Origin of the sequence: Sphingomonas crusticola, assembly GCF_003391115.1 — a bacterium.
Classification (GTDB): Bacteria; Pseudomonadota; Alphaproteobacteria; order Sphingomonadales; family Sphingomonadaceae; genus Sphingomonas_I; species Sphingomonas_I crusticola.
In genome coordinates this window covers 1,774,513-1,799,362 of record NZ_QTJP01000001.1, presented here as the reverse complement: position 1 = coordinate 1,799,362, position 24,850 = coordinate 1,774,513, and the positions used below count along the sequence as shown (strand labels likewise).

At 65.5% G+C, this 24,850-nt stretch carries 18 protein-coding genes and 1 pseudogene; 10 read left to right on the top strand and 9 right to left on the bottom strand.

Annotation, left to right across the window (positions count from 1 at the left end):
- The first annotated feature begins 70 nt into the window (after positions 1 to 70).
- The 5 genes from gnd (at position 71) to DX905_RS08475 (ending at position 4,943) form a co-directional block, all read left to right on the top strand.
- Positions 71 to 1,048 (top strand): phosphogluconate dehydrogenase (NAD(+)-dependent, decarboxylating), encoded by a 978-nt coding sequence (gnd, locus tag DX905_RS08495; RefSeq protein ID WP_116090970.1) that lies wholly within the window; start codon positions 71 to 73, stop codon positions 1,046 to 1,048.
- 61 nt (positions 1,049 to 1,109) lie between these two features.
- A complete protein-coding gene (gene zwf, locus DX905_RS08490; protein ID WP_116090969.1) occupies positions 1,110 to 2,543 on the top strand; it encodes a glucose-6-phosphate dehydrogenase in 1,434 nt (477 codons plus the stop codon).
- A complete protein-coding gene (locus tag DX905_RS08485) occupies positions 2,540 to 3,355 on the top strand; it encodes a Cof-type HAD-IIB family hydrolase (RefSeq protein ID WP_116090968.1) in 816 nt (271 codons plus the stop codon). Before zwf ends, DX905_RS08485 begins: the two co-directional genes overlap by 4 nt.
- The gene (locus DX905_RS08480) at positions 3,352 to 4,101 is read left to right on the top strand and encodes an HAD-IIB family hydrolase (protein WP_116090967.1); all 750 of its coding nucleotides are present in this window, start codon (positions 3,352 to 3,354) and stop codon (positions 4,099 to 4,101) included. The genes DX905_RS08485 and DX905_RS08480 overlap by 4 nt, the downstream gene beginning before the upstream one ends.
- A gap of 170 nt (positions 4,102 to 4,271) precedes the next feature.
- Complete coding sequence (locus DX905_RS08475) at positions 4,272 to 4,943, top strand: phosphorylase family protein (RefSeq protein ID WP_116090966.1); 672 nt, start codon at positions 4,272 to 4,274, stop codon at positions 4,941 to 4,943.
- 10 nt (positions 4,944 to 4,953) lie between these two features.
- Here the strand turns inward: DX905_RS08475 and DX905_RS08470 are convergent, their stop codons facing one another.
- The 6 genes from DX905_RS08470 to DX905_RS08445 form a co-directional block, all read right to left on the bottom strand.
- A complete protein-coding gene (locus DX905_RS08470) occupies positions 4,954 to 5,703 on the bottom strand; it encodes a Crp/Fnr family transcriptional regulator (RefSeq protein ID WP_116090965.1) in 750 nt (249 codons plus the stop codon).
- Positions 5,704 to 5,759: 56 nt separating this feature from the next.
- On the bottom strand, positions 5,760 to 6,866 hold the full coding sequence (locus tag DX905_RS08465) for a glycerophosphodiester phosphodiesterase (protein WP_116090964.1): 1,107 nt from the start codon (positions 6,864 to 6,866) through the stop codon (positions 5,760 to 5,762).
- A 1-nt stretch (position 6,867) separates the two neighbouring features.
- Positions 6,868 to 9,459 (bottom strand): TonB-dependent receptor, encoded by a 2,592-nt coding sequence (locus tag DX905_RS08460; RefSeq protein ID WP_116090963.1) that lies wholly within the window; start codon positions 9,457 to 9,459, stop codon positions 6,868 to 6,870.
- A 128-nt stretch (positions 9,460 to 9,587) separates the two neighbouring features.
- Positions 9,588 to 10,292, bottom strand: coding sequence for a DsbA family protein (locus DX905_RS08455; RefSeq protein ID WP_116090962.1), 705 nt, complete (start codon positions 10,290 to 10,292; stop codon positions 9,588 to 9,590).
- A complete protein-coding gene (locus DX905_RS08450) occupies positions 10,289 to 11,668 on the bottom strand; it encodes a M48 family metalloprotease (RefSeq protein WP_116090961.1) in 1,380 nt (459 codons plus the stop codon). Before DX905_RS08450 ends, DX905_RS08455 begins: the two co-directional genes overlap by 4 nt.
- 86 nt (positions 11,669 to 11,754) lie before the next feature.
- Positions 11,755 to 14,427: an Rne/Rng family ribonuclease gene (locus DX905_RS08445; RefSeq protein WP_205412219.1), complete on the bottom strand. Its 2,673-nt coding sequence runs from the start codon at positions 14,425 to 14,427 to the stop codon at positions 11,755 to 11,757.
- Positions 14,428 to 14,996: 569 nt separating this feature from the next.
- On the opposite strand from DX905_RS08445, the pseudogene DX905_RS08440 reads away from it, so the two are divergent.
- The 5 genes and pseudogenes from DX905_RS08440 to DX905_RS08420 all read left to right on the top strand — a co-directional run.
- Positions 14,997 to 15,815: pseudogene (locus DX905_RS08440) on the top strand (N-acetylmuramoyl-L-alanine amidase family protein); the annotation flags it as partial.
- A complete protein-coding gene (locus DX905_RS08435) occupies positions 15,812 to 16,564 on the top strand; it encodes a class I SAM-dependent methyltransferase (RefSeq protein ID WP_162875531.1) in 753 nt (250 codons plus the stop codon). The pseudogene DX905_RS08440 and the gene DX905_RS08435, both read left to right, overlap by 4 nt.
- Before the next feature lie 120 nt (positions 16,565 to 16,684).
- Positions 16,685 to 19,168 carry a penicillin-binding protein 1A gene (locus tag DX905_RS08430; RefSeq protein ID WP_116090959.1) on the top strand — a complete coding sequence of 828 codons (2,484 nt, stop codon included), beginning with the start codon at positions 16,685 to 16,687 and terminating at the stop codon, positions 19,166 to 19,168.
- A gap of 107 nt (positions 19,169 to 19,275) precedes the next feature.
- A complete protein-coding gene (gene prfB / locus DX905_RS08425; RefSeq protein ID WP_116090958.1) occupies positions 19,276 to 20,403 on the top strand; it encodes a peptide chain release factor 2 in 1,128 nt (375 codons plus the stop codon).
- Complete coding sequence (locus tag DX905_RS08420) at positions 20,400 to 21,098, top strand: class I SAM-dependent methyltransferase (RefSeq protein WP_116090957.1); 699 nt, start codon at positions 20,400 to 20,402, stop codon at positions 21,096 to 21,098. The genes prfB and DX905_RS08420 overlap by 4 nt, the downstream gene beginning before the upstream one ends.
- A gap of 31 nt (positions 21,099 to 21,129) precedes the next feature.
- Here DX905_RS08420 and DX905_RS08415 read toward each other — a convergent pair whose 3' ends face one another.
- From DX905_RS08415 to hflK, 3 genes are all read right to left on the bottom strand, one after another.
- Positions 21,130 to 22,689, bottom strand: coding sequence for a Do family serine endopeptidase (locus tag DX905_RS08415; protein ID WP_116090956.1), 1,560 nt, complete (start codon positions 22,687 to 22,689; stop codon positions 21,130 to 21,132).
- Positions 22,690 to 22,831: 142 nt separating this feature from the next.
- Positions 22,832 to 23,692 carry a protease modulator HflC gene (gene hflC, locus DX905_RS08410; protein WP_116092422.1) on the bottom strand — a complete coding sequence of 287 codons (861 nt, stop codon included), beginning with the start codon at positions 23,690 to 23,692 and terminating at the stop codon, positions 22,832 to 22,834.
- Between the two features lie 5 nt (positions 23,693 to 23,697).
- Positions 23,698 to 24,726: an FtsH protease activity modulator HflK gene (hflK, locus tag DX905_RS08405; RefSeq protein ID WP_240320945.1), complete on the bottom strand. Its 1,029-nt coding sequence runs from the start codon at positions 24,724 to 24,726 to the stop codon at positions 23,698 to 23,700.
- Between the last annotated feature and the right edge of the window lie 124 nt (positions 24,727 to 24,850).

Sequence of the window (24,850 nt, the reverse complement as noted above, 5' to 3'; positions counted from 1 at the left end):
CGCGCGGCGCGGTGGACCCCGGAACAAGTGCGGGGCGACGAAGTAGAAGTGTCGCAAGCTGGAGAAGTTTATGCGGATCGCGATGATCGGCCTCGGCCGGATGGGTGCCGGCATTGTCCGGCGGTTGATGAAGGCGGGTCACGAGGCGGTGGTCTATGACCGCAACCAGCAGGCGATCGACGATCTGGTGAAGGAGGGCGCGGTCGCTGCCTCGGGCCTCGACGATCTGCGCGGCAAGCTGGAAAATCCGGCGATCTTCTGGGTGATGCTCCCGGCCGGCGATCCGACCGAGCAGACGATCGCGGCGCTGGCCGACCATGCGACAAGCGGCGACATCATCATCGACGGCGGCAACACCTTCTACAAGGACGATATCCGCCGCGCCAAGTCGCTGCGCGAGAAAGGCGTCGAATATGTCGATGTCGGCACCTCCGGCGGCGTGTGGGGCCTCGAGCGCGGTTATTGCATGATGATCGGCGGGCCGGTGGCGGTGGTCGATCACCTCGACCCGATCTTCGACGCGCTGGCGCCGGGCATGGGCACGATTCCGCGTACGCCGGGTCTGGCCCAGGAAGATCTGCGGGCCGAGAAGGGCTATATCCACGCCGGCCCGGCGGGCGCAGGTCACTTCGTCAAGATGATCCACAACGGCATCGAATATGGCCTGATGCAGGCCTATGCCGAGGGCTTCGACATCCTGAAGGGCAAGAAGTCGGACAAGCTGCCCGAAGAGGAGAGGTTCGACCTCAACCTCAAGGATATTGCCGAAGTGTGGCGGCGCGGCTCGGTCATCTCCTCCTGGCTGCTCGATTTGACCGCGATCGCGCTGGCCAAGGACCCCATGCTCGAGAATTTCTCCGGCCGCGTGGCCGATTCCGGCGAGGGCCATTGGACGGTCGAGGCGGCAATGGAGGAAGCGGTGCCGGCCAACGTGCTGACCACCGCCTTGTTTGCGCGCTACCGCAGCCGGGTGGATCACACCTTTGCCGATCAGGTGCTGTCGGCGATGCGCTTCGGCTTTGGCGGGCACGTCGAGATGCCGCAGTGAGGATTGCCGGGGCTTTTGATCTTGCCGCGTGCGTCCTCTTGGCCGGTAGGGTTGCGGCCTAGTGGCGGCGACCAAGCTCAAGCCATCGCCTCCCGCCACGCTGGTGATCTTTGGCGCGACCGGCGATCTCGCGCGGCGGCTGCTGGTGCCGGCGATCGCCAATCTGTGTGGCGACGGGCTGATCGGTGAGGATCTGCATATCCTCGGCATCGGCTCGCGCGACGGCAGTGATGAGGATCTGCGTGCGGGTCTCGACGAGTTCGCGCCCAAGACCGAATGCTGGTCGAAGTTGCGCGGCCGGATCACCTATCTGCAAGGCGACTTCACCCAGCCGCAGGTGTTCGACGACCTCAAGCAGCGATTGGGCGAAGGCAATGCCGCTTTCTACCTCGCCACGCCGGCGCAATTTTTCGGGCCGATCATCGAGAGCCTGACGAAGGCAGGCCTGATGGAGGAAATCGACGGGCGTTTTCGCCGCGTAGCGGTGGAAAAACCGTTCGGTCACGATCTCGCCTCGGCGCGCGCGCTCAACGCGCAGATCCTGGCACAGGTCGCCGAGACGCAAGTCTACCGGATCGATCATTTCCTGGGAAAGGAAACGGTCCAGAACATCATGGTCGCACGCTTCGCCAATCCCTGGATCGAGGCGGTGTGGAATAATCGCTATATCGACAGCGTGCAGATCACCGCCGCGGAGACGGTCGATGTCGGAACGCGCGGCGCTTTCTATGACGCGACCGGCGCGCTGCGCGACATGGTACCCAACCATTTGTTCCAGCTGCTGGCGATGGTCGGGATGGAGCCGCCCAACGATCTTTCCGCCGATTCCGTCCGCACTGAAAAGGCAAAGGTCCTGGTGGCCGTGCGCGAACCGACCCCGGCCGAGGCGCGCGCGGACAGCGTGCGCGGCCAATATGAAGGCTATCGCAAGACCGCAGACGTCGCCGCCAAGAGCAATGTCGAAACCTATGTCGCGGTGAAGCTGTTCGTCGACACGTGGCGCTGGGCAGGCGTCCCCTTCTATCTGCGTACCGGCAAGGCGCTGAAGGCGCGCGACACCGAGGTTGTCGTCACGTTCAAGCCGGTGCCGCTGGCGCTCTTCCGCGACACCCAGGTCGCCGACCTCCCGCCCAGCCGCCTGGTCCTGCAGCTTCAGCCCGATGAAGGCATCGCGCTGGATTTCATGGTCAAGAAGCCGGGGCCGAAGGTGCAGGCGGTGCCGGTCGCGCTCGATTTCCAATATGCGGACAAGTTCAAGATTGGCGGCCGGACCGGATATGAAACATTGCTGTACGACATGATGATGGGCGACCAGACGCTGTTCCAGCGTGCCGACCAGATCGAAGCGGGCTGGTCCGCAGTACAGCCTTTCCTGGACGCCTGGGCCAAGGGAAAAGGCAAGGTCGAACGCTACAAGCGCGGATCGGATGGCCCTGCGGGTGCCGCCGAACTGCTCGCGCGCGATGGGCGCCAGTGGCACGAGATCGGCGAATGACGCTGCGCTTCGTGATTTCCGACGTCGACGGGACGCTCGTCAACAACGCCAAGCGACTGACCCAGCCGACGATCGACGCCGTTGCCAAGCTGCAGGCAGCAGGCGTGCCTTTCACCATCATCAGCGCGCGGCCCCCATCGGGCATTGCCTTCCTGGTAGAGGCGCTGAAGCCGACCGGGCCGATCGCGGCCTTCAACGGCGGCACGATCATCGCGCCGGACGGATCGGTGGTCGAGCGTCACATGCTCGACCGGGACGTGGTCGAGAAGAGTTTCGCCATTGCCGGCAAGTCGGCGGCGACGCCGTGGATCTTCGCCGAGGGGCGCTGGCATATCGTCGACCCGAACAACCCGCACGTGCCGCACGAGGTGTTGGCGTCGGCGCAGCAGCCGGTGATCGAAACCGACATGACGCCGCTCTTCGGCGAAGTCGACAAGCTCACCTGGGTCAGCGACGATCCGGCGCTGCTCAAGGAGCTCCACGCCCAGATGGACGCGGCGATCGGCAAGGCCGCGACCGTCGGGCAAAGCCAGACCTATTATCTCGATCTGACGAGCCCGGTCGCCAACAAGGGCGAGGGCGTCGCGACGCTAGCGCGCACGGCGGGCGTCGACCTGAGCGAGGTCGCCGTGCTCGGCGATCAGTTCAACGATGTGCCGATGTTCGAACGTGCCGGCATTGCCATCGCGATGGGCCAGGCGCCCGACGCGGTGAAGGCAAAGGCCGCCTATCTTTCAACCAGCAACGATGACGATGGCGTGGCGCATGCGATCGAAACGATCCTGCTGCCGATGCTGAAGGGGCAACAATGAAGAAGCTGATTGCATTCGATCTCGACGGTACGCTCGCGCTGAGCAAACAACCGCTGGATGACGACATGGCCGACCTGCTCGGTCAGCTCACCACCGTCGCCATGGTGGACATCATCTCCGGCGGCGATTGGCCGCAATTCGAAAAGCAGGTCATCAGCCGTATGCCGGGCCATGCCAATCTGGCCAATTTCATCGTCCAGCCGACGACAGGGACGAAGCTCTACCGTTACCAGGACGGCGCCTGGACGCAGATCTATGCCGAGCTGTTCAGCGACGAAGAGAGTCAGAAAATCCGCGATTCGCTCAAGGCTGCAGTGGAGCAGGCCGGCTATGCGGGCGAGCAGACCTGGGGCGAGCAGATCGAGGATCGCGGCAGCCAGATCACCTTCTCCGCGCTCGGCCAGCAGGCGCCGCTCGAGGCGAAGGACAAGTGGGATCCGGACCACGCCAAGCGCAAGACGTTGCAGGCGATCCTGCAGGGCATGCTGCCCGACCTGTCGATCAATATGGGCGGTTCGACCTCGATCGACATCACGCGCAAGGGTGTCGACAAGGCCTATGGCCTCAAGCATCTGAGCGAGACGGTCGGCGTCGCGCTGGACGACATATTGTTCCTGGGTGACGCGATCTTCCCGGGCGGCAACGACTATCCCGCCAAGACGCTCGGCCTCGACACGGTGCGCGTGCGCGACGTCGAGGAGACGAAGGCGGTCGTGACGGGGCTGATCGCCTGTTTGAAATCGTAAACCGGGCAAGCCCATTTACCCAGCCCGCTCATGCTGAGTAGAGACCGAGTAGGCCTGTAAGGCCGTATCGAGGGCTCGTATCGAAGCACGCGGTCATGTCCTTCGATACGGGCTCTCGATACGCGGCTGCGCCGCTACTCGATCCCTACTCAGGATGAGCGGGGAGTATCATGAGCAACAAGCCCATCATCGTCGTAACGGGCTTCACGCGTGAGGTGCGCACCGTCGAAGGGCCCGGGATCGTCGCGATCGCCGGTGGCGGCGTGGCCGCGCGGCTCGAGCAGGCGCTGCACGAGGCGGTCGCGGACGGCGCATGCGGGATCCTCAGTTATGGGCTGACCGGTGGTCTGGCCGAAGGACTGCATATCGGCGACTGGATTGTCGGCGACCGCCTCACCGGGGCGATCGAGCATGACTGCCATCGCGGCTGGCGCGATGCGATCGCCGCACGATTGCCGGGCGCGACGGTCGGCACCTTCTTTGCCGACGGGCGGATGATCGACACGATCGCGGAAAAGCGCGCGCTCGGTGTGCGCCATGCCGCCCTGGCAGTCGATATGGAGAGCCATGTCGCGGCGGCGGTGGCCAAGGCGCACGATCTGCCGTTCGCGATCGCGCGGATCGTATCGGATGAAGTGGGCCATCTGCTGCCGCACGCAATCACGGTATCGATGCGGCCGGACGGCGGCTTCGATCGGACGGCGATGCGCCGCTCGCTCGCCAACGATCCTTCCCAGATGCGCGATGTGACCCAGACGATGGCGCAATTCGCCGTCGGTTTCCGCGGGCTACGGCGTGGTGCGCGATTGCTGGGACAGCGGTTGGCGTTTCCCGCCGCCTGAAGCCTGCCGGTCAGAGTAGCGCTGAGACCGGATTGCTATCGAATTGCAGGTAGAGCGGATCGAAATCCGCCGCCGATCTAAGCGCATTCCAGTCCATCACCTTGACCATGCGGCCGCCGATGCTGACGATCTCGGCCTTGCGCAACGCGGCGAGCGTACGGTTGATGTGGATCGCGGTCAGTCCAAGCGCATCGGCAAGATGGGTCTGGTTGATCGGGAAGGGAAAGCTCATGCCCTCCAGCTTGCCGATCCGCTCGTAGCGGGCCGCCATTTCGCACAGCAGATGCGCGACCCGGCTGCGGGCATTGCGTCGGCCGATATTGAGGATCCACTCGGCGGTGATCGCGCCATCCAGGGTACAATCGCGCCAGAATGCCCGTCCGACCGCCGGGTAGCGCTCGACGATGTCGTGGATCGCGGAATGGAGCACGCGGACGGTCGTCGTCTTCGTCAGCGCTGTCAGTGCCCAACTCGATCGTGGCAGCACGTACGAATAGAGGTCGGGCATGTCGCCGGGGATGTAGAGCGCAGATATCTGGCGGCTGCCATCGCGGGTCTCGCCGAAGCGCGCCATGAGGCCATCCGCTACCAGGCAAGTGCGATCGACGATCTCGCCCATGCTCACCAGATCGCGGTTGGGTTCGACCAGGGTGACCTCGCCCGGCAGATTGAGGATCGCGGCCCGTTCTTGGTCCGACAGCTGGGACCGCCCCGCTACCCGGTTAAGAAACAGCGTCAATGCGGCGGTACGGGCGTCCATCGGGTCAGGTTGACCGAAAATCGTGCGAACACAAGTCGAATGCGTCCGCGCCGGGCTTACATGGCCGCCAGGGCCCGTCGGCCAATTCCAGGGTCGTCGCTGAAGAAGCCGTCAATGCCCGCGCGAACATAGGATTGGATCTCGCGGATGGAGCCCGGCTCGTTGCGGAAGGCGGGGTCGCTGCCCTCGCGAAAATCGGCGGCAAGGAAGTAATTTTCGGGGCGGAAGGTCCAGATATGGACGAGCAGCCCCGCTTTGTGCGCGTCGGTAACGAGGGAGGTTGGCGCCCCGAGTTTCCCGTCGGCGTCGAGCGGTATGATGGCGCGCGTGGGGGGCGCGATCACGTCGGCATAGCGCGCCACTTCGGCAAGACCGGCGGGGGTCACCATGTCGGCATAGCTCGGGCCATTGCGCGCCACCACAATATCCGCGGGTTTGCTCGCGGCCGGCTCGACCAATTGCATCAGCCGGACGTTGCCAGGCCGCCCGAGCTTGCTGCGCAGATATTTGAGGTTGGCGATTTCGAACGACTGGATTTCAAGCGGGCAGCGCCTTGTATAATCGTGCGCCGCCAGGCTCGCGAGGAAGCGGTCTTCCAGCGGCAGGCCGATCGACGCGAAATAGGTGGAATGCTTGAGCTCGGGCACCAGCCCGACCATGCGGCCGCGTGCGGCGGACTCGGCGGCGGTGAAGTCGACGATTTCCTGCCAGGTGGGCACGTCGAACTGGCCGTCCATCTTCGCATTTTGCGGACGTAGCTGCGGCAGCCGCTCGATCGCGCGCAGCGTCTTGAGTTCGGCGAGCGTGAAATCCTCGACGAACCAGCCTTCCTGTTGCTGGCCGTCGACCATCTTGGCTGTCTTGCGGTCCGCAAATTCCGGACGCTTTACGATGTCGGTGGTCTGGACGATATTATTCTCGTGCCGGGCCACCAGGACACCGTCCTTGGTCGCGCACAGATCGGGCTCGATATAGTCGGCGCCGTCCGCGATCGCCTTGGCATAGGAAGCGAGCGTGTGCTCGGGCCGCAGCGCGGAGGCGCCGCGATGTCCGAACACCTCCACCGTGCGCGCTGATGCCGCGGCGAAGGCATTACCGGCGCCTGCGGCGAGCGCAGCCAGCCCCATCATCTGCACCGCCTCCCTGCGGTTGAAAGCCATCATATCACAGTCCCAAGGAGAGGGTCAGGAACCACTGGCGCGGCGCAATCGGATAGGCCGAATAGCTGTTGGTGGCAGATCCGACCGAGATCGTCGACAAACCCTTCTTGTCGGTCAGGTTGGTGACGTTGAGCGCAATCTCCGCCTTGCGCAGGTGGAGCCAGTCGGCCGGCACTTGCGCGGCAATGCGCAGCGACGTCAGGAAATAAGAGGATATGACGGCATCGTTGCTGAAGGTGGCGGGCCGGCGACCCACATAATCGCCGATAAGCTGCGCCTCGAAGGGGCCTGCAGACACGGTCGCGACCGTCTTGTTCATCCACTTGGGGATACCCGGCAACTGCTTGCCGCAGGTCGGCACGACGCCGCCCACGACCAGATAGCCGCCGATGCAGGTGCCGGTCGCGGCCCCGATACCGGTCGCCGCCGAAGTATAGTCGCTCTGATATTTCGACAGATTGTACGAAGTCGCATTGTAGAGCGAGGCGCGGCCGAGGCGCAACGTGAAGGCGGCATCGACGCCGTCGGTGTGTACATCGCCGACATTCACCAGGATCGAGGTACCGCCGGTGATGCCGCTGCCCGCAATTCCGCCGGGATTGGTCGAGATGGCGAGCAAGCGGTTGTTGAAGACGACGCGATAATAATTGATCTGCGCCTGCAGGCCGATGCCGTCGCCGAAATTGCGGTTGGAGCGCAGGCCGCCTTCGTAGGTCCAGCTCGTTTCCGGACGCCCTTCGGTCTTGAACGCGTCGAATGCCGCCTGGCTGCCGGTGAACCATGGGCCGCCCCCGCCGGCGAGATAGGCCTGATACTGGCGCAAATTCTTCTGGATGTTGAAATAGACCTGTTCCTGGCTTGTCAGGTCGTAGGTCGCGCCGACAGCGGGCAGGAACCAGCGCTTTGTGTTGATCTGACCCTGGGGCAATCCGCCGGCAAGGCCGGACAGCGAGCCCGCCTTGGGCTGCACGGGAAAGCGGCCGTCGGCCCATTGCGCGCTGGTCTTGAAGCCGGCCTGGACGAGCAGAGATGGAAAGACGCGCCAGCTGTCCTGGAGGTGCAATTGCAGCTGTTCGATGGTCGCGTCGCCCTGATATTGCGTGAACAGCGGATTCGCGACGTCGCGGGGACGGATGTAAGGCGTGCTCGAATCCGGATTGTTGACGTCCACACCGTACCAGCGGCGCCATTGCGTCGTGCTGTTATGCTCGTACCAGCCGCCGAACTCGATCTGATGCGCGCCGAGATCGATGCTCATCGACGAAATCACGCCGTAGCGCGCAATGCGATATTCGGTGGTGCGCGTGATCAGCCCCGATCCGCCGGTGGCCGCAACCAGCGCCGCTCCAGCCGCTGCCGCCTGCGCAGTCGTGAGCGCGGTACACGCCGCCGGGCGAACCCCATTGGCATTGGCGCCGAAGCGGCAATTGGCCGGAATGCTGGCATAATTCGGGTCGAGATAGGCCTGCGCGGTCGTGATGGACTGGCCGAGCGGGCCGGCCACCACGCCGGCGCCGTCATTGTGATGATAATAGCCGGTGGTCGACCAGGTCACATGGCTGGAAAGATGCGCGTCGTAGCGCGCATAAGCGAGATAATCGGTGCGCTGCGCGTCCGAATAATAATTGCGATAATTGCTGCCTACGTTCGCCGGAGAATTGCCGAGCGCGTTGAGGTAGCTGGTGCGGTAGGTTGCGAAGTCGGGATAGAAGAACGGCTTCGTATAAGGCGTGTAGAGCTGGACCGGGGTGGCGGTCCCGCCGGCGGAGGGACGGAAGAAGACGGTCGCGTCCTCGTTCGGCTGCTTGAAATCGTTATAATCGAAATAGAGGGTCAGCTTGCCGGCGCTGTCGTCGTGGACGAACTTCGCATTCGCCTGCCAGCCGCCCTGCTTGCCGTCGAAATCCCACGCGCGGGCGTGCTGCCGGGCACCGGAGAGATAGATCGAATTGGCGCCGTTGGCCCCGAAGCCGCCGCTGTCGACGCGCACGAAGCTGCGCGAGGCGCTGTAGCTGCCGAACGTCTGGGCGGCACGAATGCCGAAGCTTGCCTGCGGATCGGACGAGAAGGTCTCGACCGTGCCGCCGAGATTGCTGTTCGACGCGGTGGCGAGATCGCCCGCGCCGGCCGCCACGACCACGCGGGCGACGTTTTCCGAGATCACCGCGCGTTGGGGGGAGAGACCGTTATAATTGCCGTAGCTCTGGTCGCCCAATGGCAGCCCGTCCATCGTATAGCCCAGCTGATTGGCAGCGAAGCCATGGATGAAGATCTGCGCATTCTGCTCATTATAGCCCCACGGATCGGCGGTGATGTAGAGCACGCCGGGAAGGGTCTGGATCGCCTTTAACGGCGAGACGCCGGGCAGGATCTTCTGGATCTCAGCCTGCGAAATCGCGGTGGCGGAGCGGGTCGCCTTGGCGCCGGTGACGATGATAGTCCCCTCGTCGGCGTCGCCTGCGGCATCGGTCGCCGGGGCGGCCGGATCAGCGGCAGCGCTCGGTGCCGGCGCGACGTCGTTGGTCTTTGCCTGCCCAACGCCGGCTGCCAGGCTCGCGGCCATCAGAGCGATCAACGAAATGTGCGTGCGGACCATGAATTCCCCCCGGATTGCTGCGCTGCAAGATCGGGGGTCGGTAGCGGCTGCTTTGTAGGATTTCCGTGACGGCGGCGTTTCGATTTTATGACGTGGTGCCGGCGTGCAAAAATGCCACGGGGGCGGGATTAGCGGGCCGGCTTGCGTGCCTCGGCAATGGCGGCGACGAGGCCGTCATAGCCAATCGCTCCCTGATACGTGCGGTTGCCGATCACGAAGAAGGGCGTGGCCGCAATCTGCATGCGCCGCGCCAGCGACAGGTTGGACGTAAGCTCGGCCGTAACGTCGGCGGCGCGGGTGTCGGCGGCGAAGCGGGTAGCGGCGAGGCCAACCGATCGAGCGGCGGTGGCGATGCCGTTACGATCCGGATGGTTGCCCGCAAACAGGGCGCGATGGAAAGCGAGATATTTGCCCTGTTTGGCTGCGGCGAGCGCCGCCAGTGCGGCGGCATCGCTGTCCGGCCCGAGCACGGGCATCTCGCGCCACACCACCTTGAGCTTGGGGTCTTCCTTCAGCAGCCGGTCGATCTCGGTCGCGCTCGCGCGGCAATAGGGGCAATTGTAATCCGAGAACATGACCAGCGTCACATCGCCGCGCGGGTTGCCCGCCCAGGCGCTGGCAAAAGGCGTTTCGATCGCGCGGCGGTCGGAGCCGATCCGCAGACGGTCGATCGCCTCGGCAATGATCTCGGGATGGGCGACCGCATAATCGCGTGCCGCGACGTGGCTGGAGGGCACGCCGGGGCGGGGTAGCGCCCAACCGATGGCGAGGCCGGCAATGGCGGCGAGGGCGATCCCGACCAGCGCCACAGGCAAAGTTACCGTCCGGCTCATTTCTTGTGACGACGCTGGCGATCGGCTTCGTCGCGGGCGGTCAGCGCGAGATCCTGCGCGCGGATATAATCCGGCGTGCCGGGCGGAATGCCGCGCATCGCGATCTCGGCATTGGCAGCCGCCATTTGCGGCTGATCCTGCAAGCTATAGCGCTCGGCGCTGGCAAGGCTGGCGCGCGCCTCGTCGCCCATGCGCGTATAGACCAGGCCGAGATCGTACCAGGCCTGCGGATTTTCATTGTCGCGCTGCACGGCGACCCGCAGCACCTGCGCCGCTTCCTTGAGATTGACGGGATTCTCCGTTGCGACCAGCGCGTTACCGAGCAGAGCGGCGATGAGCGGCGTCGAGCGCGACTGCTGCACCGCCTCGCGCAGCGCCGGGATCGCCTCGGCCGGCTTGCCGCTTTCGAGCAGGATCTGACCCTTGAGCTCGAGGAAATAGGGATCGTGCGGCGCCGTCGCCAGCAATGCGGCGACTTCACGATTGGCGGCGTCCGGATAGCCGCCGCGATGCCACGCGTAAGCGCGCGCATAATGGGCGGGCATGCTCTGGTCGCGTTCCGGGAATTTGTTCATCACCACCGGCGGATCGTCGAGATAGCCGACCAGCTTGGCCTTGATCCGCAGGAAACGCGCATGCTTGGCCTGATCGACCGGCGCGTTCCACCACGGCGATTTCTCGAGATCCCCCATCAGCGCCGCCTGCCGCTCCGCGGTCATCGGGTGGTCGACGGCGAACGGGTCGATAGAGGTATAGCTCGGGGTCAGGCGATATTCCTCCTGGCGAAGCTTGCCGAAGAAGCTGATCATCCCCTTGCCGGAATAATGCGCATCATTGAGGTGGCGCACCGCCGAGGCGTCGGCGCTGCCCTCCTGCTGGCGGCTGTAGGCGAGGAATTTGCCCATCGCCGCGCTCTGGCCGGCGGCCATGGCGAGCATGCCGACCGGGCCCGCGACCACGGTTGCGGCAATGCCCGCGAGCAGCGACAGCAAGGTGACGCGGCTGGCGGCTGCGATCGCGTCCCCGCTGCGGACCGCGTCCCCGCCTTCGATATGACCGAGCTCATGCGCGATCACACCTTCCAGCTCGTTGGCATTATCGGCATGCTGGATCGTGCCGGAATTGATGTAGATCGCCTGGCCGGTGGCGACGAAGGCGTTAATCTCGGGATCGTTGATCACATATAGTTTGAGCGCGCCGGGCGAGAGGCCGGCGGACACCGCCATCGGCGCGCTGATATCGGACAGGAATTGCTCGGTCTCGGCATCGCGCAGGATCGATGGCCCCCCGCTTTGCGCGCACGCCTGCTGGGCGGGGAGCGCAAACGACAATGCGGCGGCGCAGGCGATCCGGATCAGGCGTCTGGACGAAAGCATCGGGCGTTACTCAAACGCGCGCCGCTGAACCGCGGCTGAAAACATGCCAGTCCCGCCCCGCCGATGCGACGGAGCGGGACATGGCATCAGGCGCCGAAGGTCCGCTGCCACCAGCCGCGGCGCGGTTCGCCATTGGCATCGAGCCCGCTGGCGTCGCCTTCCGGCTCGGCATCGCCGGGCGTCGAGCCGTTCGGTGCCGCCCCATTGCTCGCCACGACGGGGGCTGCCTCGGGCGCAGGCTCGGCCGGGGCCGCAGCGGCCGCTGCCTTGCTCGCGCGCCGCCGACGCGGTGCCGGTGCGGCTTCCTCGACCGGTGCCGGAGCTTCGGGCTCGACGACCGGCGTAGACGCCTCGGGCGCCTCCGGTGCCGCCTCAACCGCCTTGGTGCGGCGTCCGCGGCGTGGCTTGACCGGAGCCTCTTCCGCCGGGGCGGCGGCTTCAGGTTCCGGTGCGGAAGCGGCCGGTTCGGCTGGTGCAGCCTCGACCGCTTCTACCGCCTTGCGAGCGCGAGGACGGCGGCGTGCGGCAGGCTTCTCCGGCTCGGCAGCCACCACCTCTTCGACCGAGGCGGCTTCCGGCAGCGGCTCGGCCACGGGGTCGGTTTCGGACGATCCGTCTGGCGCTGCTTCGGCGCCTTCGCTGGCACCCGGCGCATCGCCGCGGTTCCTGCGGCGGCCACCGCGACGACCGCGACGGCCACGACGGCGTTCCTCGCCGCCGGCCTCGCCTTCGCCCGCTTCGGCAACAGGACGAGCCTCATCGGCCTCTTCGTCCAGACCGGCCTCTTCCGAAGCTTCGGTGCCGGTCCCGCCCTCACTTGCTTCGTCGCGACGACCGCCACGGCGGCGACGACGACGGCGGCGGCGGCCGCCTTCGCTATCGTCGCGCGGTTCGCGCTCGCGGCCATTCTGCTCGACGGTTTCGGGCTCCTCGGCCTCTTCCTCATAATCCTCGATCAGATCGTCGTCCGGCTCGGGGGCGATCTGCTGCGGCAGGCGCGGTGCGTGGCTCGGCGGCGGGCCGCTCGCCTCGACCGTCATGCGCGAGCCGTCGGGCTGGCCGTCGCTCAATATCTCGATCAACACGCCGTAGCGGTCCTCGATGTCGGCGAGCTCCGCGCGCTTGCGGTTGAGGACGTACAGCGTGGCTTCCTGGCTGGCGCGTAGCGTCAGGCGCGAGCCGCGGCCGCGCGCGGCCTCTTCCTCGAGCAGGCGCAGGGCCTGCAGGCCGGACGAAGACGGGGTGCGGATGAAGCCCGAGCCGTCGCAATGCGGGCAAGTCCGGGTCGAAGCTTCGAGCACGCCGGTGCGCAGGCGCTGGCGGCTCATCTCGAACAGGCCGAAGCCGGAAATGCGGCCGACCTGGATGCGCGCGCGATCGTTCTTGAGCGCGTCCTTCATCGCCTTTTCAACCTTACGGTTGTTGGAGCTGTTCTCCATGTCGATGAAGTCGATCACGACCAGACCGGCCATGTCGCGCAGGCGCAGCTGGCGGGCGATTTCCTGCGCGGCCTCAAGGTTGGTCGCGGTCGCGGTCTGCTCGATATTATGCTCGCGCGTCGAACGGCCGGAGTTGATGTCGATCGAGACCAGGGCCTCGGTCGGGTTGATGACGATATAACCACCGGACTTGAGCTGGACGACCGGCTGATACATCGCCGCCAGCTGATCCTCGACGCCGAAGCGCTGGAACAGGGGAATCGCGTCCGAATAGGGCACGATCTTCTTGGCGTGGCTCGGCATGAGCAATTTCATGAAGGTCCGGGCCGCGCGATAGCCCTCCTCGCCCTCGACGATCACCTCGTCGATATCCTTGTTGTAGATATCGCGGATGGCACGCTTGATGAGGTCGCTGTCGCGATAGATTTCGGCCGGCGCCGACGAATGCAGCGTCTTGTCGCGGATCTCGTCCCACAATCGGGCCAGGTAATCGAAGTCGCGGCGGATCTCAGGCTTGGTGCGCTGCAGGCCCGCGGTGCGCACGATGCAGCCCATCGTGCGCGGCAGATCCAGCTCGGCGAGGATCGACTTCAGCCGCTTGCGGTCCGACGCGTTGGAGATCTTGCGCGAGATGCCGCCGCCATGGCTGGTGTTGGGCATGAGCACGCAATAGCGGCCGGCGAGGCTAAGATAGGTGGTGAGCGCGGCGCCCTTATTGCCGCGTTCTTCCTTGACGACCTGGACCAGCAATACCTGGCGCCGGCGGATCACGTCCTGAATCTTGTAGCGGCGGCGCAGGTTCATCCGCTTCTGGCGGAGCGATTCCACGGCATTGCTGTCGTCGCCGGCAGTCGACGTGGCCTGCGGCGCGGGGGGCTGATCGCCCTCTTCATAATCGCCGTCATGGTCATGATCGGCATGGTCTTCGGCGGCGTCGAGATATTCGCGCGCGCCGTCGTCATCGAGGCGCTCATTGCCCTCGATCTCGTCTTCTTCGTCCTCGCGGGCGCGCAGCGCCTCTTCCTCGGCGGCGTGCTCGGCTTCCTCCCGCAGCAGGGCCTCGCGGTCCTCCTTCGGGATCTGGTAATAATCGGGATGGATTTCCGAGAAAGCGAGGAAGCCGTGGCGGTTGCCGCCATAGTCGATGAACGCCGCCTGGAGCGACGGCTCGACCCTGGTCACCTTGGCGAGATAGATATTCCCCTTGAGCTGCTTGTGCTCTTCGGACTCGAAATCAAACTCCTCGATGCGGTTTCCCTTGACGACGGCCACACGGGTTTCTTCCCGGTGGCGCGCGTCGATCAACATGCGCATGGACATCAAATAGTCTCCGAGCGCCCGTCCTGGCCGGCATGCGGCGGCGGGCGCGATTAAGGTAAGGCCCGGGACTGGCGCAAAAACGCGCTTCTCCCGACCCGACGATGCTTGAAAATGCCTCTGCCGCAACACCATCCGGAGCGCGTTTCGCTCCGGCAAAGCCCGTCACCCGCGCGCCCAGAGCCGGTTCGGCTCGACGGACGGGAGAGGAAAAATGGTACATGCAGCTTCAACCTGGGATGACGGCCGCGAATTTGTTCGCGCCGGAACGGTTCGGGGAAACGATACGCTACGCGCCGTGCCGAACCAGGGGTGCGTAGCATCTGCCCTGGGGCGCGGCAACCGAAAGCTCCGCCGTCCCGGACCTCGATATGGCAATGCTAACCCGACCCCGCAATGCCGGGCGGGGCCCACCGCGCGGGCGGGAGCACTCACGTGTTTGGCAATAGTCGCGGACACAAACCGGCCGGCCAGCTGCGGGATTCCCAGCGACTCGCGACTTTGCTACGCTGGTAGCGATGCCGAACCGCGCTCGTGCACTCCTGTCCCTGCTTGCGCTGCTGCTTGCGGCCGTGCCGGCTCAAGCCGCGCGCACGCCCAACAGCGCCACCGCCGCCATCCCGCCGCGCCCGTCGCGCCTGTCGCTGCCGATGGTGCAGGGACCGCGCCGCGCCGATGCGCCGCTGGTGGTGATCGACGCCGGTCATGGCGGGCACGACCCCGGCTCGTCCTCGTCCGATGGCGGCGAGCAGGAAAAGGATGTCGCGCTCAGGATAGCGAGGGCGATCCGCCAGGAATTGCTGGAGGGCGGCAAGGTCCGCGTCGCGCTGACACGCTCCGACGATCGGTTCCTCGTGCTGCAGGAGCGGCGCGAGATTGCCCGCCAGCTTCGCGCGGATTTGTTCATTTCCGTCCATTGCGACAGCGCGCCCAATGCGGCGGCGCGCGGCGCCAGCATCTACACCTTGTCGGAAACCTCGTCCGACCGCGTCGCGGCGGCCCTGGCCGCGCGCGAGAACAAGGCTGACGTGATCAACGGCATCGACCTGTCGCGCGAGACCAGCGACGTGTCTTCGATCCTGATCGACCTCGCCCAGCGCGAGACGCTCAACACCTCCTCCGCCTTCGCGGCCGTGCTACAGCGCGAGCTGTCGCCCCTGATCGGACTTAAATCGACCTTTCACAAATATGCCGGGCTGATGGTCTTGAAGGCGCCGGACGTGCCGTCGGTATTGCTCGAAACCGGCTACATCTCCAACGACGACGATCTCGCTTTGCTGATGTCGGAAGAGTATCGCCAAAAGATCGCGCTGGGCGTTCGCCGCGCGGTCGAAGCGCATTTCGCGCGCCAGCTGGTCGGCAAGGCCAGGGACCGGGAGGAATTGCCATGATTCGCACCGCCAGCCTGACCGTGGCATTGTTGCTCACGGCCATGCCCTCGCTTGCTGCCGCACCGGCGCCGTCGATCGCCGCTGCCGTCGCGGATCCGGGGCGACCCGCCGCCGACCGCGATCGCGATCCGGAACGCAAGCCTGCCGAGATGCTGGCGTTCGCCGGGGTAAAGCCCGGCATGGTGGTGGTCGATATCCTGCCGGGCGGCGGCTATTTCACGCGCCTATTCTCCACTGCGGTCGGCCCTACCGGCAAGGTGATCGGCTATGTGCCGGACGAGATGTATGCCGGGCGGCCGAAGTCGCTCGACGCCGTTCAGGCGCTTGCCGCCGATCCGGCCCACAAGAATGTCGAGGCATTGCACGATCCCGCGCTGGCCCCCGGCCCGGCCAATATCGCCGACCTGGTGTGGACCTCGCAAAATTACCATGACCTGCACAACATTGCCGGACTGGATGTGGTCGCTTTCAACAAGGTGCTGTACCGGATCGTGCGGCCAGGCGGCGTCTATGTCGTGCTCGATCATTCGGCACCGGCAGGATCGGGCGTGACCGATACCAATACGCTCCATCGCATCGAGGCCGCGGCCGTCCGCAAGGAGGTTGAGGCGGCCGGCTTCAAATTCGATGGGGAGAGCAAGGTGCTCGCCAATCCGGCCGACCCGCGTACGGCCAAGGTGTTCGACCCTTCGATCCGTGGCCATACCGACCAGTTCATCCTGCGCTTCCGCAAGCCGGGCGGGAAATAGGCCGACGGTTGCCTGCGCCGCTCGCGATCAGGCTTCAGAACGGAATAGAGCCTGATCCACGCCGGCCGCGGACGCGCTAAGCGCTTCCACCGCCGACAATCAGGCTCTAGACGCGATTCGGTGAAGCTCACCCTACCCCGTTTCCACCTTCCCGACGGAGCGATCAGGAACGTGCTGGCCCAGCGGCGCGTGCGCTGGCTGCTGGGAATCGTCGGCTTCCTGATCCTTGCCTATGTCCTGTTCTGGCTGATCTTCCTGCGCGGGCTGCCGTCCACGGACAAGTTGCTGAGTTATGAGCCGCCGCTGCCGACGAACGTGCGCGCGCTCGATGGAACGCCCGTCTATAGCTTCGCGCGGGAACGGCGCGTCGAATTGGCCTATGATGAATATCCGCCGCAGCTGATCCACGCCTTCCTCTCGGCCGAGGACAAGACCTTCTTCTCGCACCACGGGATCGATCCATCGTCTTTCCTGTTCGCGGTGTTCGACTATGCGCGCAAAAGCGGCACCGGCAAGCGTGCCCACGGCGGCTCGACCATCACCCAGCAGGTCGCCAAGAATTTGCTGATCGGCAACGAATATTCGCCGACCCGCAAGGTCAAGGAAGCCGCGCTTGCCGTCCGCATCGAAAATGCGATGTCGAAGCAGCAGATCCTCGAACTCTATCTCAATCAGATCTTCCTCGGTCGTAACGCCTATGGCGTCGAGGCCGCAGCGCGCGCCTATTTCGGCAAGAGCGTCAATGAGCTCACGCTCCCGGAAATGGCCTATCTTGCGACGCTGCCCCGGGCGCCGGCCAATTACGATCCGGACCGCCATGCCGAACGCGCGATCGAACGGCGCGCCTATGTGCTGCGCGAGATGCAAGCCAACGGCTATATCACGAAGGCGGAGGAGCAGTCGGCCGCCGCTGCCCCGCTCGGCACGGTCCAACGCTCGGACGCCCGGCGCGACGCGGAAAAGCCGTTCGAAGGCTATTTCATGGAGGAGGTTCGGCGCGAACTGATCGCCAAATACGGCACCGACATCGGGGACGGCGCCAACAGCGTCTATGCCGGTGGGCTCTGGGTGCGCAGTTCGCTCGACCCGAAGGCGCAAAAGGCGGTCGAGCAGGCATTGCGCGACGGCCTCGTCCGCTACGATACCGGCGGCGGCTGGCGCGGGCGATCCGGCCAGATCGATGCCGGCCCCGGCTGGCCTGCGCGGCTCGCCAACGCTCCGGTCGAGGTCGGCTATTCCAATTGGCGTGCGGCGCTGATCCTCGGCAAGTCGCCTAGTAGTGCCGAACTCGGCTTTGCCGACGGCACCACCTCGCAACTCTTCCCGTGGGGAGCCGCGGCACCCAAGCGCGGTGTCGGCGGGCGCGCCTTCGACTTCCTGCAGCGCGGCGATATCGTCATCGTCGCACCCGCCGGCAGCGGCTGGGCGCTGCGCTCGATCCCGGCCATCTCCGGCGGCATGGTCGCCGAGAATGTCCACACCGGCCAGGTCGTCGCGATGCAGGGCGGATTCGACTCGCGCAACAGCTTCAATCGCGCGACGCAGGCGCTGCGCCAGCCCGGCTCGTCATTTAAACCCTTCGTATATTCAGCAGCGCTCGACAGCGGGATGACGCCGGCGTCGATCATCGTCGACGGCCCCTTCTGCGTGTTCCAGACGGCGTCGCTCGGCACCAAATGCTTCCGTAACTTCACCGGCGGCTATGCCGGGCCGCAGACGATGCGCTGGGGTGTGGAGCAATCGCGCAATTTGATGACGGTTCGTGCCGCGAGCGCGGCCGGGATGAGCAAGGTGGTGGCGCTCGCGAAGAAAATGGGTGTCGGCGATTATCCGCCCTACATCGCTTATTCGCTCGGCGCGGGCGAGACGACGGTGCTGCGGATGGTCAATGCCTATGCGATGCTGGCCAATCAGGGGCGCTCGGTCAAACCCACCCTGATCGACTATGTCCAGGATCGGCATGGCAAGGTGATCTGGCGGGCGGACAATCGCCCGTGCGAGGGCTGCAATGCCAAGGACTGGAACGGCGGCCGGATGCCGCGGCCGCGGCCGCGCTCCACCCAGGTCATGGATCCGCTGACGGCCTACCAGATGGTGCATATCATGGAGGGCGTCGTCCAGCGCGGCACCGCCACCGTGCTGCGCGATCTCAACCGGCCGCTGTTCGGCAAGACCGGTACCAATACCGGCCCGACCAACGTCTGGTTCGTCGGCGGCTCTCAGGACCTGGTCGCCGGCGTCTATATGGGCTTCGATCGTCCCCGCCCGATGGGCGGCTATGCGCAGGGCGGCACGCTTGCCGCGCCGATCTTCCGCCAGTTCGCGCAGATCGCGATGAAGGACATGCCGGTCGTCCCGTTCAAGGCACCACCGGGTATTCGCATGGTGCGCATCGATCGGCGCTCGGGCAAGAAGGTGTTCGGCGGCTGGCCGAACGACGCCGATCCGAAATCGGCGATCATCTGGGAAGCGTTCAAGCCCGAGAGCGAGCCGCGCCGCGCGATCGGCAAGCGCGATCTGAACCCGCCTCGCCCCAAGGTCGTGCATCGGGCGCGGACCAACAATGACAGCGACTTCTTGCAGCAGCAGGGTGGCATTTACTAGGTAAGCGCCACGCCAACGCTCCCCGGCGAGAGCCGGGGTCCAGCTCCAACCGTCGAACTGGACCCCGGCCCTGGCCGGGGAACGGAATTCCAAAGGACGTTTCTGATATGCGCGCCGAAGCGCAAGCCCATATTGCCCAGATCGATGCAGCGCTGGCGCTGGTGCGCCGGTTTCTCGACTGGGATCGCGCCGTGCGCCGGCTCGACGAACTCAACAACCGCGTCGAGGATCCGAAGCTGTGGGACGATCCCAAAGCGGCGCAGGCGGTGATGCAGGAGCGCCGCCGCCTGGAAGGCGCGATCGCTGCGGTCAACGCGATCGACCAGGAGCGCACCGACACGGTTGAGCTGATGGAAATGGCCGAGGCCGAAGGCGACGAAGCCCTGGTGGACGATGGCGTACGCGCCCTTGCGGAGCTGGCGGAGCGGGCCGATCACGACAAGGTCATGGCCTTGCTCGCGGGCGAGGCCGACGCCAACAATAGCTATATCGAAGTCAATGCCGGCGCCGGCGGGACCGAAAGCCAGGATTGGGCGGGCATGCTCCAGCGCATGTATACGCGCTGGGCCGAACGCCACGGCATGAAGGTCGAACTGGTCGATTTCCACGCGGGCGAGCAGGCGGGCATCAAGTCGGCGACGCTGCTGATCAAAGGCGAGAATGCCTATGGCTATGCCAAGACCGAGAGTGGCGTGCATCGCCTGGTCCGCATCAGCCCCTATGACAGCGCCGCGCGCCGTCACACCAGCTTTGCCAGCGTGTGGGTCTATCCCGAGGTCGACGATGATATCGATATCGTCGTCAACGACAGCGACCTGCGGATCGATACCTATCGTGCGTCGGGCGCGGGCGGGCAGCATATCAACACCACCGATTCGGCGGTGCGCATCACCCACATCCCCACCAACATCGTCGTCCAGTGCCAGAATCAGCGCTCGCAGCACAAGAATAAGGCGGAGGCGATGAAGCAGCTCAAGGCCCGGCTCTATGAGGAGGAGTTGCGCAAGCGCGAGGCGGAAGCCGACGCGACCAACGCGAGCAAGACCGACATTGGCTGGGGTCATCAAATCCGGTCCTATGTGCTCCAGCCTTATCAGCTGGTGAAGGATCTGCGGACCGGAGCGACATCCACCGCGCCCGCCGATGTGCTCGACGGCGACCTCGACAAGTTCATGGCCGCCGCCTTGTCGCAGCGCGTGACCGGAGAGACGGTCGAAGTGGAGGATGTCGAGTGACCCGGCGCTTGCTGGTCGCGGCCTTGCTGCTCGCCGGCTGCAGCCAGGCTGCTCCGGAAGAGCAGCGCACGGCGGCAGGCTTTCCGAAGGCCGAGCGGCCGGTGGCGGCAACGGTGTCGGGCGGCTGGTCGACCGAGCCCGACCGCGACCGCCTCAAAGAGGCGGAGGCGGTGATGACCGCCGCCGGCATACGGCCGGGCATGACCGTCGCCGACATCGGCGCGGGTGAGGGTTATTATACGATCAGGCTTGCCGCGCGCGTTGGCGCCAAAGGCCGCGTGCTGGCCGAGGATATCGTGCCATCCTATCATGATCGGCTGGCGGAGCGCGTCTATCGCGACCGGCTCGACAACGTCTCGGTCAAGCTCGGCAAGCCGGCCGATCCGGGTCTGCCGCCGCACAGCTTCGACCGGATCTTCATGGTCCACATGTACCACGAGATTGAGGAGCCGTACGAATTCCTGTGGCGGCTGCGGCCGGCGCTTGCGCCGACCGGCATGGTGGTCGTGGTCGATGCCGACCGTGCGACCCAGGCGCACGGCACCCCGCCGGCGCTGCTGGACTGCGAATTCAAGGCGATCGGCTATGCGCTGGTCGAGCGCAAGCCGATGCCGCAGGCAGGCGGCTATCTCGCATTGTACAAGGCTGTTGGCCCCCGGCCGAAGCCGGCGGACATGCACGCCTGCCGCGCATGAACGTCGCCCCGGCCCGAGGCCGGGGCGGGAATTACTTGCCGGTCAGATCGACACCGATGTAGCGCGCCGGGCCAGTGCCGCGCTGAACCAGCAACAGCACGGTCTTGTATCCGGCCCGCTTGGCGGCATCGACCGCGGCGGCGGCCTCGGCCGCGGTCGCAACCGGGCGCTGGGCAATGGCGAGGATGACGTCGCGCGGCTGAAAACCCTTCGATCCGGCGTCGCTCGACTGATCGACACCAGTCACCACCACGCCCCGCGTGCCGGGGGCAAGCCCCAGCTGCTGCGCGATCTGCGGCGTCAGCGTCTGCAGCGACAGGCCCAGCGAATTGCGTAGCGTGGACGGCGAGCTCGAGCCGTTGTCGGGCACCGCATCGTCTTCGCTGCCGCCATTGGCTGCCGCCAGCTGATCCTCCGGCGGGCGCTCGGCCAGCACCGCATTCAGCGTGACCGGCTTGCCGTTGCGGATCACGTCGATCCGCACGCGCGAGCCGACCGGCTGACCGGCGACGATGTAGGACAGCGTGTTGTCGGGAGTGATGTCCTGGCCGTTGACCTTGACGATCACGTCGCCCTGCTGGACGCCCGCGCGTGCCGCCGGCTGGCCGGGCTCGACCCGCGACACGATCTCGCCGCGATCCTTGGGCAGGTTGAGGCCCGCCGCGACATCATCGGTCATCGGCTGGATGCCGACGCCGAGATAGCCGCGGTGGATACGCTGGCCCTTCATCAGCTGCAGAACGACCGGCTTGGCCTGCTCCGCCGGGATCGCAAAGCCGATGCCGACGTTGCCGCCCGAGGGCGAGAAGATGGCGGTGTTGATGCCGACAACGTTGCCGGCAAGGTCGAACATCGGGCCGCCCGAATTGCCCTGGTTGATGGCGGCGTCGGTTTGGATGTAGCGATCATAGGGACCGCTGCCGATCGACCGATGGATCGCCGATACGATACCGGCGGTGACGGTGCCGCCTAGCGCGAACGGATTGCCGATCGCCACGACCCAATCGCCGACCCGGGTCTTGGTCGAATCGCCGAATTCGACGAACGGCAGGCCGGTCGCCTGAATCTTGAGCACCGCCAGGTCGGACGCCGCGTCCTTGCCGACGACGGTCGCCTTATATTCCTTGCGATCGGGCAGCGTGACGGTGATCGAGGAGACCGTGACCTTGCCCTGATCGGTCGGCACGCCCGAAATGACATGATTATTGGTGACGATATAGCCGTCGGCCGAGATGATGAAGCCGGAGCCGAGCGAGGTCGCCTCGCGCGTCACCGGCTGGGTGGTGCCGCTATCGTCGCCACCCTGCTGGCCGCCGAAACGGCGGAAGAAATCCTCGAACGGCGAGCCGGCGAACGGATTTTGCTGCTGGCGGTTGAGCTGAACCTTCTGCGTGGTCGAAATATTGACCACCGCCGGCTGGAGCTTGGCGGCGAGATCGGCGAAACTCATCGGCGCGCCGCGCGGCGCGACGGCGGCCATTTGCGACGGCGCGTTCTGCGCCACTTGCGCGCCCAACGGCGACTGGGTCACCACGGTCGCGGCAGCCCCGCCAAGGAGCATCGCGGCAGTTACAGCATAGGCATAACGCACTGGTTAACTCTCCTGAGACTTACGGCCGGCCTGCGGACGCGGCGCCGTTATCCTGAAACGGATGGCAAAGTGTGGCGATCCACGTCTGAATGCAAATTGAATGGGCTATTGGCGGGCGCGGCATCCTGGAGCGCCGACCGCCTCATGGCTTCTTGCCGGCGAACTCACGCAGATAATCATTGTCGGGTGACAGCAGGATCGTCGCCGATCCACGCGGCTGGGTATCGTCGGTACCGAACGTGTAACGATAGGACTGCATGGCGCGGTAGAAATCGTAGAAAGCCGGATCCTTGCCGAAGCTTGCCGCATAGGTATTGGCCGCGACCGCATCGGCATCGCCCCGGATGATCGAGGCCTGCCTTTGGCCCTCGGCCTGAATGGAGAGAGCCTGCTGCTGACGCGCGGTTCGCATGCGGTTGAAGGCGCTTTCGAGCGGAGTGCCGTCGGGCAGATCGGCGCGCTTGATCCGGACATCGACGATCTCGGCGCCATATTGTGCGGCAACCCGCGCGAGCGAGGTGCGGATATTGTTCATCACCACATCGCGCTCAGGGCTGAGCAGGATGCGGAACGGGCGCTTGCCGAGCTCGTTGCGCAGCGCCGAACCGAGGATCGGCTTCAATGCGTCGCTGACCCGCCGTTCGCTGCCGGCGGAGACATACATGCGCACCGGATTGACGATGCGGTAACGCGCGAATGCGTCCACCTCGACCCGCACCTGATCGGTCGAAAGCACCGCCTGGCGCGGCATGTCGAAATCGAGCACGCGCTTGTCGACCCACACCAGATTTTCGACGAACGGCATCTTGAGCGCGAGCCCGGCCCCCGTCCGCCCGAATTCCTCCCGGCGGTCATAAGCGTTGATGATGCGGATCGGTTCGCCGAAGCGCAGCACCAGCGCCTGGCGGGTTTCGGGGACGATCGTGAGTGAGCTCAGCACGACCGCGAGCACCAGCAAAGCGGCACCGGCCCAAATCACGGGATAGCGCCGCAGCGCGCTGATCAGGCTCACTTGGCCGGCTCCTGCGGCTTGGCCACCGCCGCCGGCGGGGCAAGATAAGGCACGACGTTACGCGGCTCGACGATCGTCTTGTCGCTCTTGGCCAGCACCCGCTCCATCGTGTCATAATACATGCGCCGCCGCGTCACTTCGGGCGCCAGCTTATATTGCGCATAGACGGCGTCGAAGGCGGTCGACTCGCCCTGCGCCTTGGCCTTGACCTGGGTCGCATAAGCGCGCGCCTGATTGAGGTAGGATTGCGCATTCTGCTGCGCGGCCGACACTTCCTTGAAGGCGTCGACAACCTCGCTTGGCGGGTCGGCCTGTTTGATCGCGACGCCCTGGATGACCACGCCGGCATGGTAGGAATCGAGCGTTTCCTGGGCGCGCTGGGCAACCTGCTGCTCGATCTGGCCGCGTTGGGCGCCGATCGCCTGATCGAGCGTGACGCGGGCGATCGCCTCGCGCATCGCGCTCTCGGCCACCTCCTTGATGGTCCCGTCGGGATCCTGCAGCTCGAACATATAGAGTTCCGGGTCGCGAATGTTCCAGCGCACCGAGTAGGCCAGATCGATGATGTTCTCATCGCCGGTCAGCATCAGATTCTGGCCGGTGGCGCCGTCGACGCCGGTGTCGATGTCGATGACGTGGATATTATCGACGTCGATCTTGCTGACGATGTCGATCGGCGCGGGGAACGACAGTCCAAGCCCGGGCTGGAGCGTGCCGACATATTTGCCGAAGCGCGTGATGACGCCGCGTTGCTGCGGGCCGATCGTGTGCGCGCTAGTGAGCGCGACCCACAACAGCAGCAAGGCGAGAATTCCCCAGCGCCAGGCGCCGCCGATATGGAGTCCTGGCGCCCCGCCGCCGCCATTGCCGCCGCCGAGCCGCTCCCGGCCGCGCTGGATCAGCGCGTCGAGCGCCGAGGGGCCGGCGCCGCCGGCGGGTGCCCGCCACGGCGTCTTGCCGCCTTCGCCGCCATCCGAGCCACCGCCCCATGGGCCGTCCTCGCTCAGTACCGCTCCCGCTATCATGTCGTGCATGGGCGCCCTTATAGTGGCCCACAACGGGAAAAATAGTGTTCGTTGGACGGAGCGGCATGGAGACGAAGTGCAAAGCGCTTCCACCGCCACCCTTCACCCTTTACGGCGCCGGGCC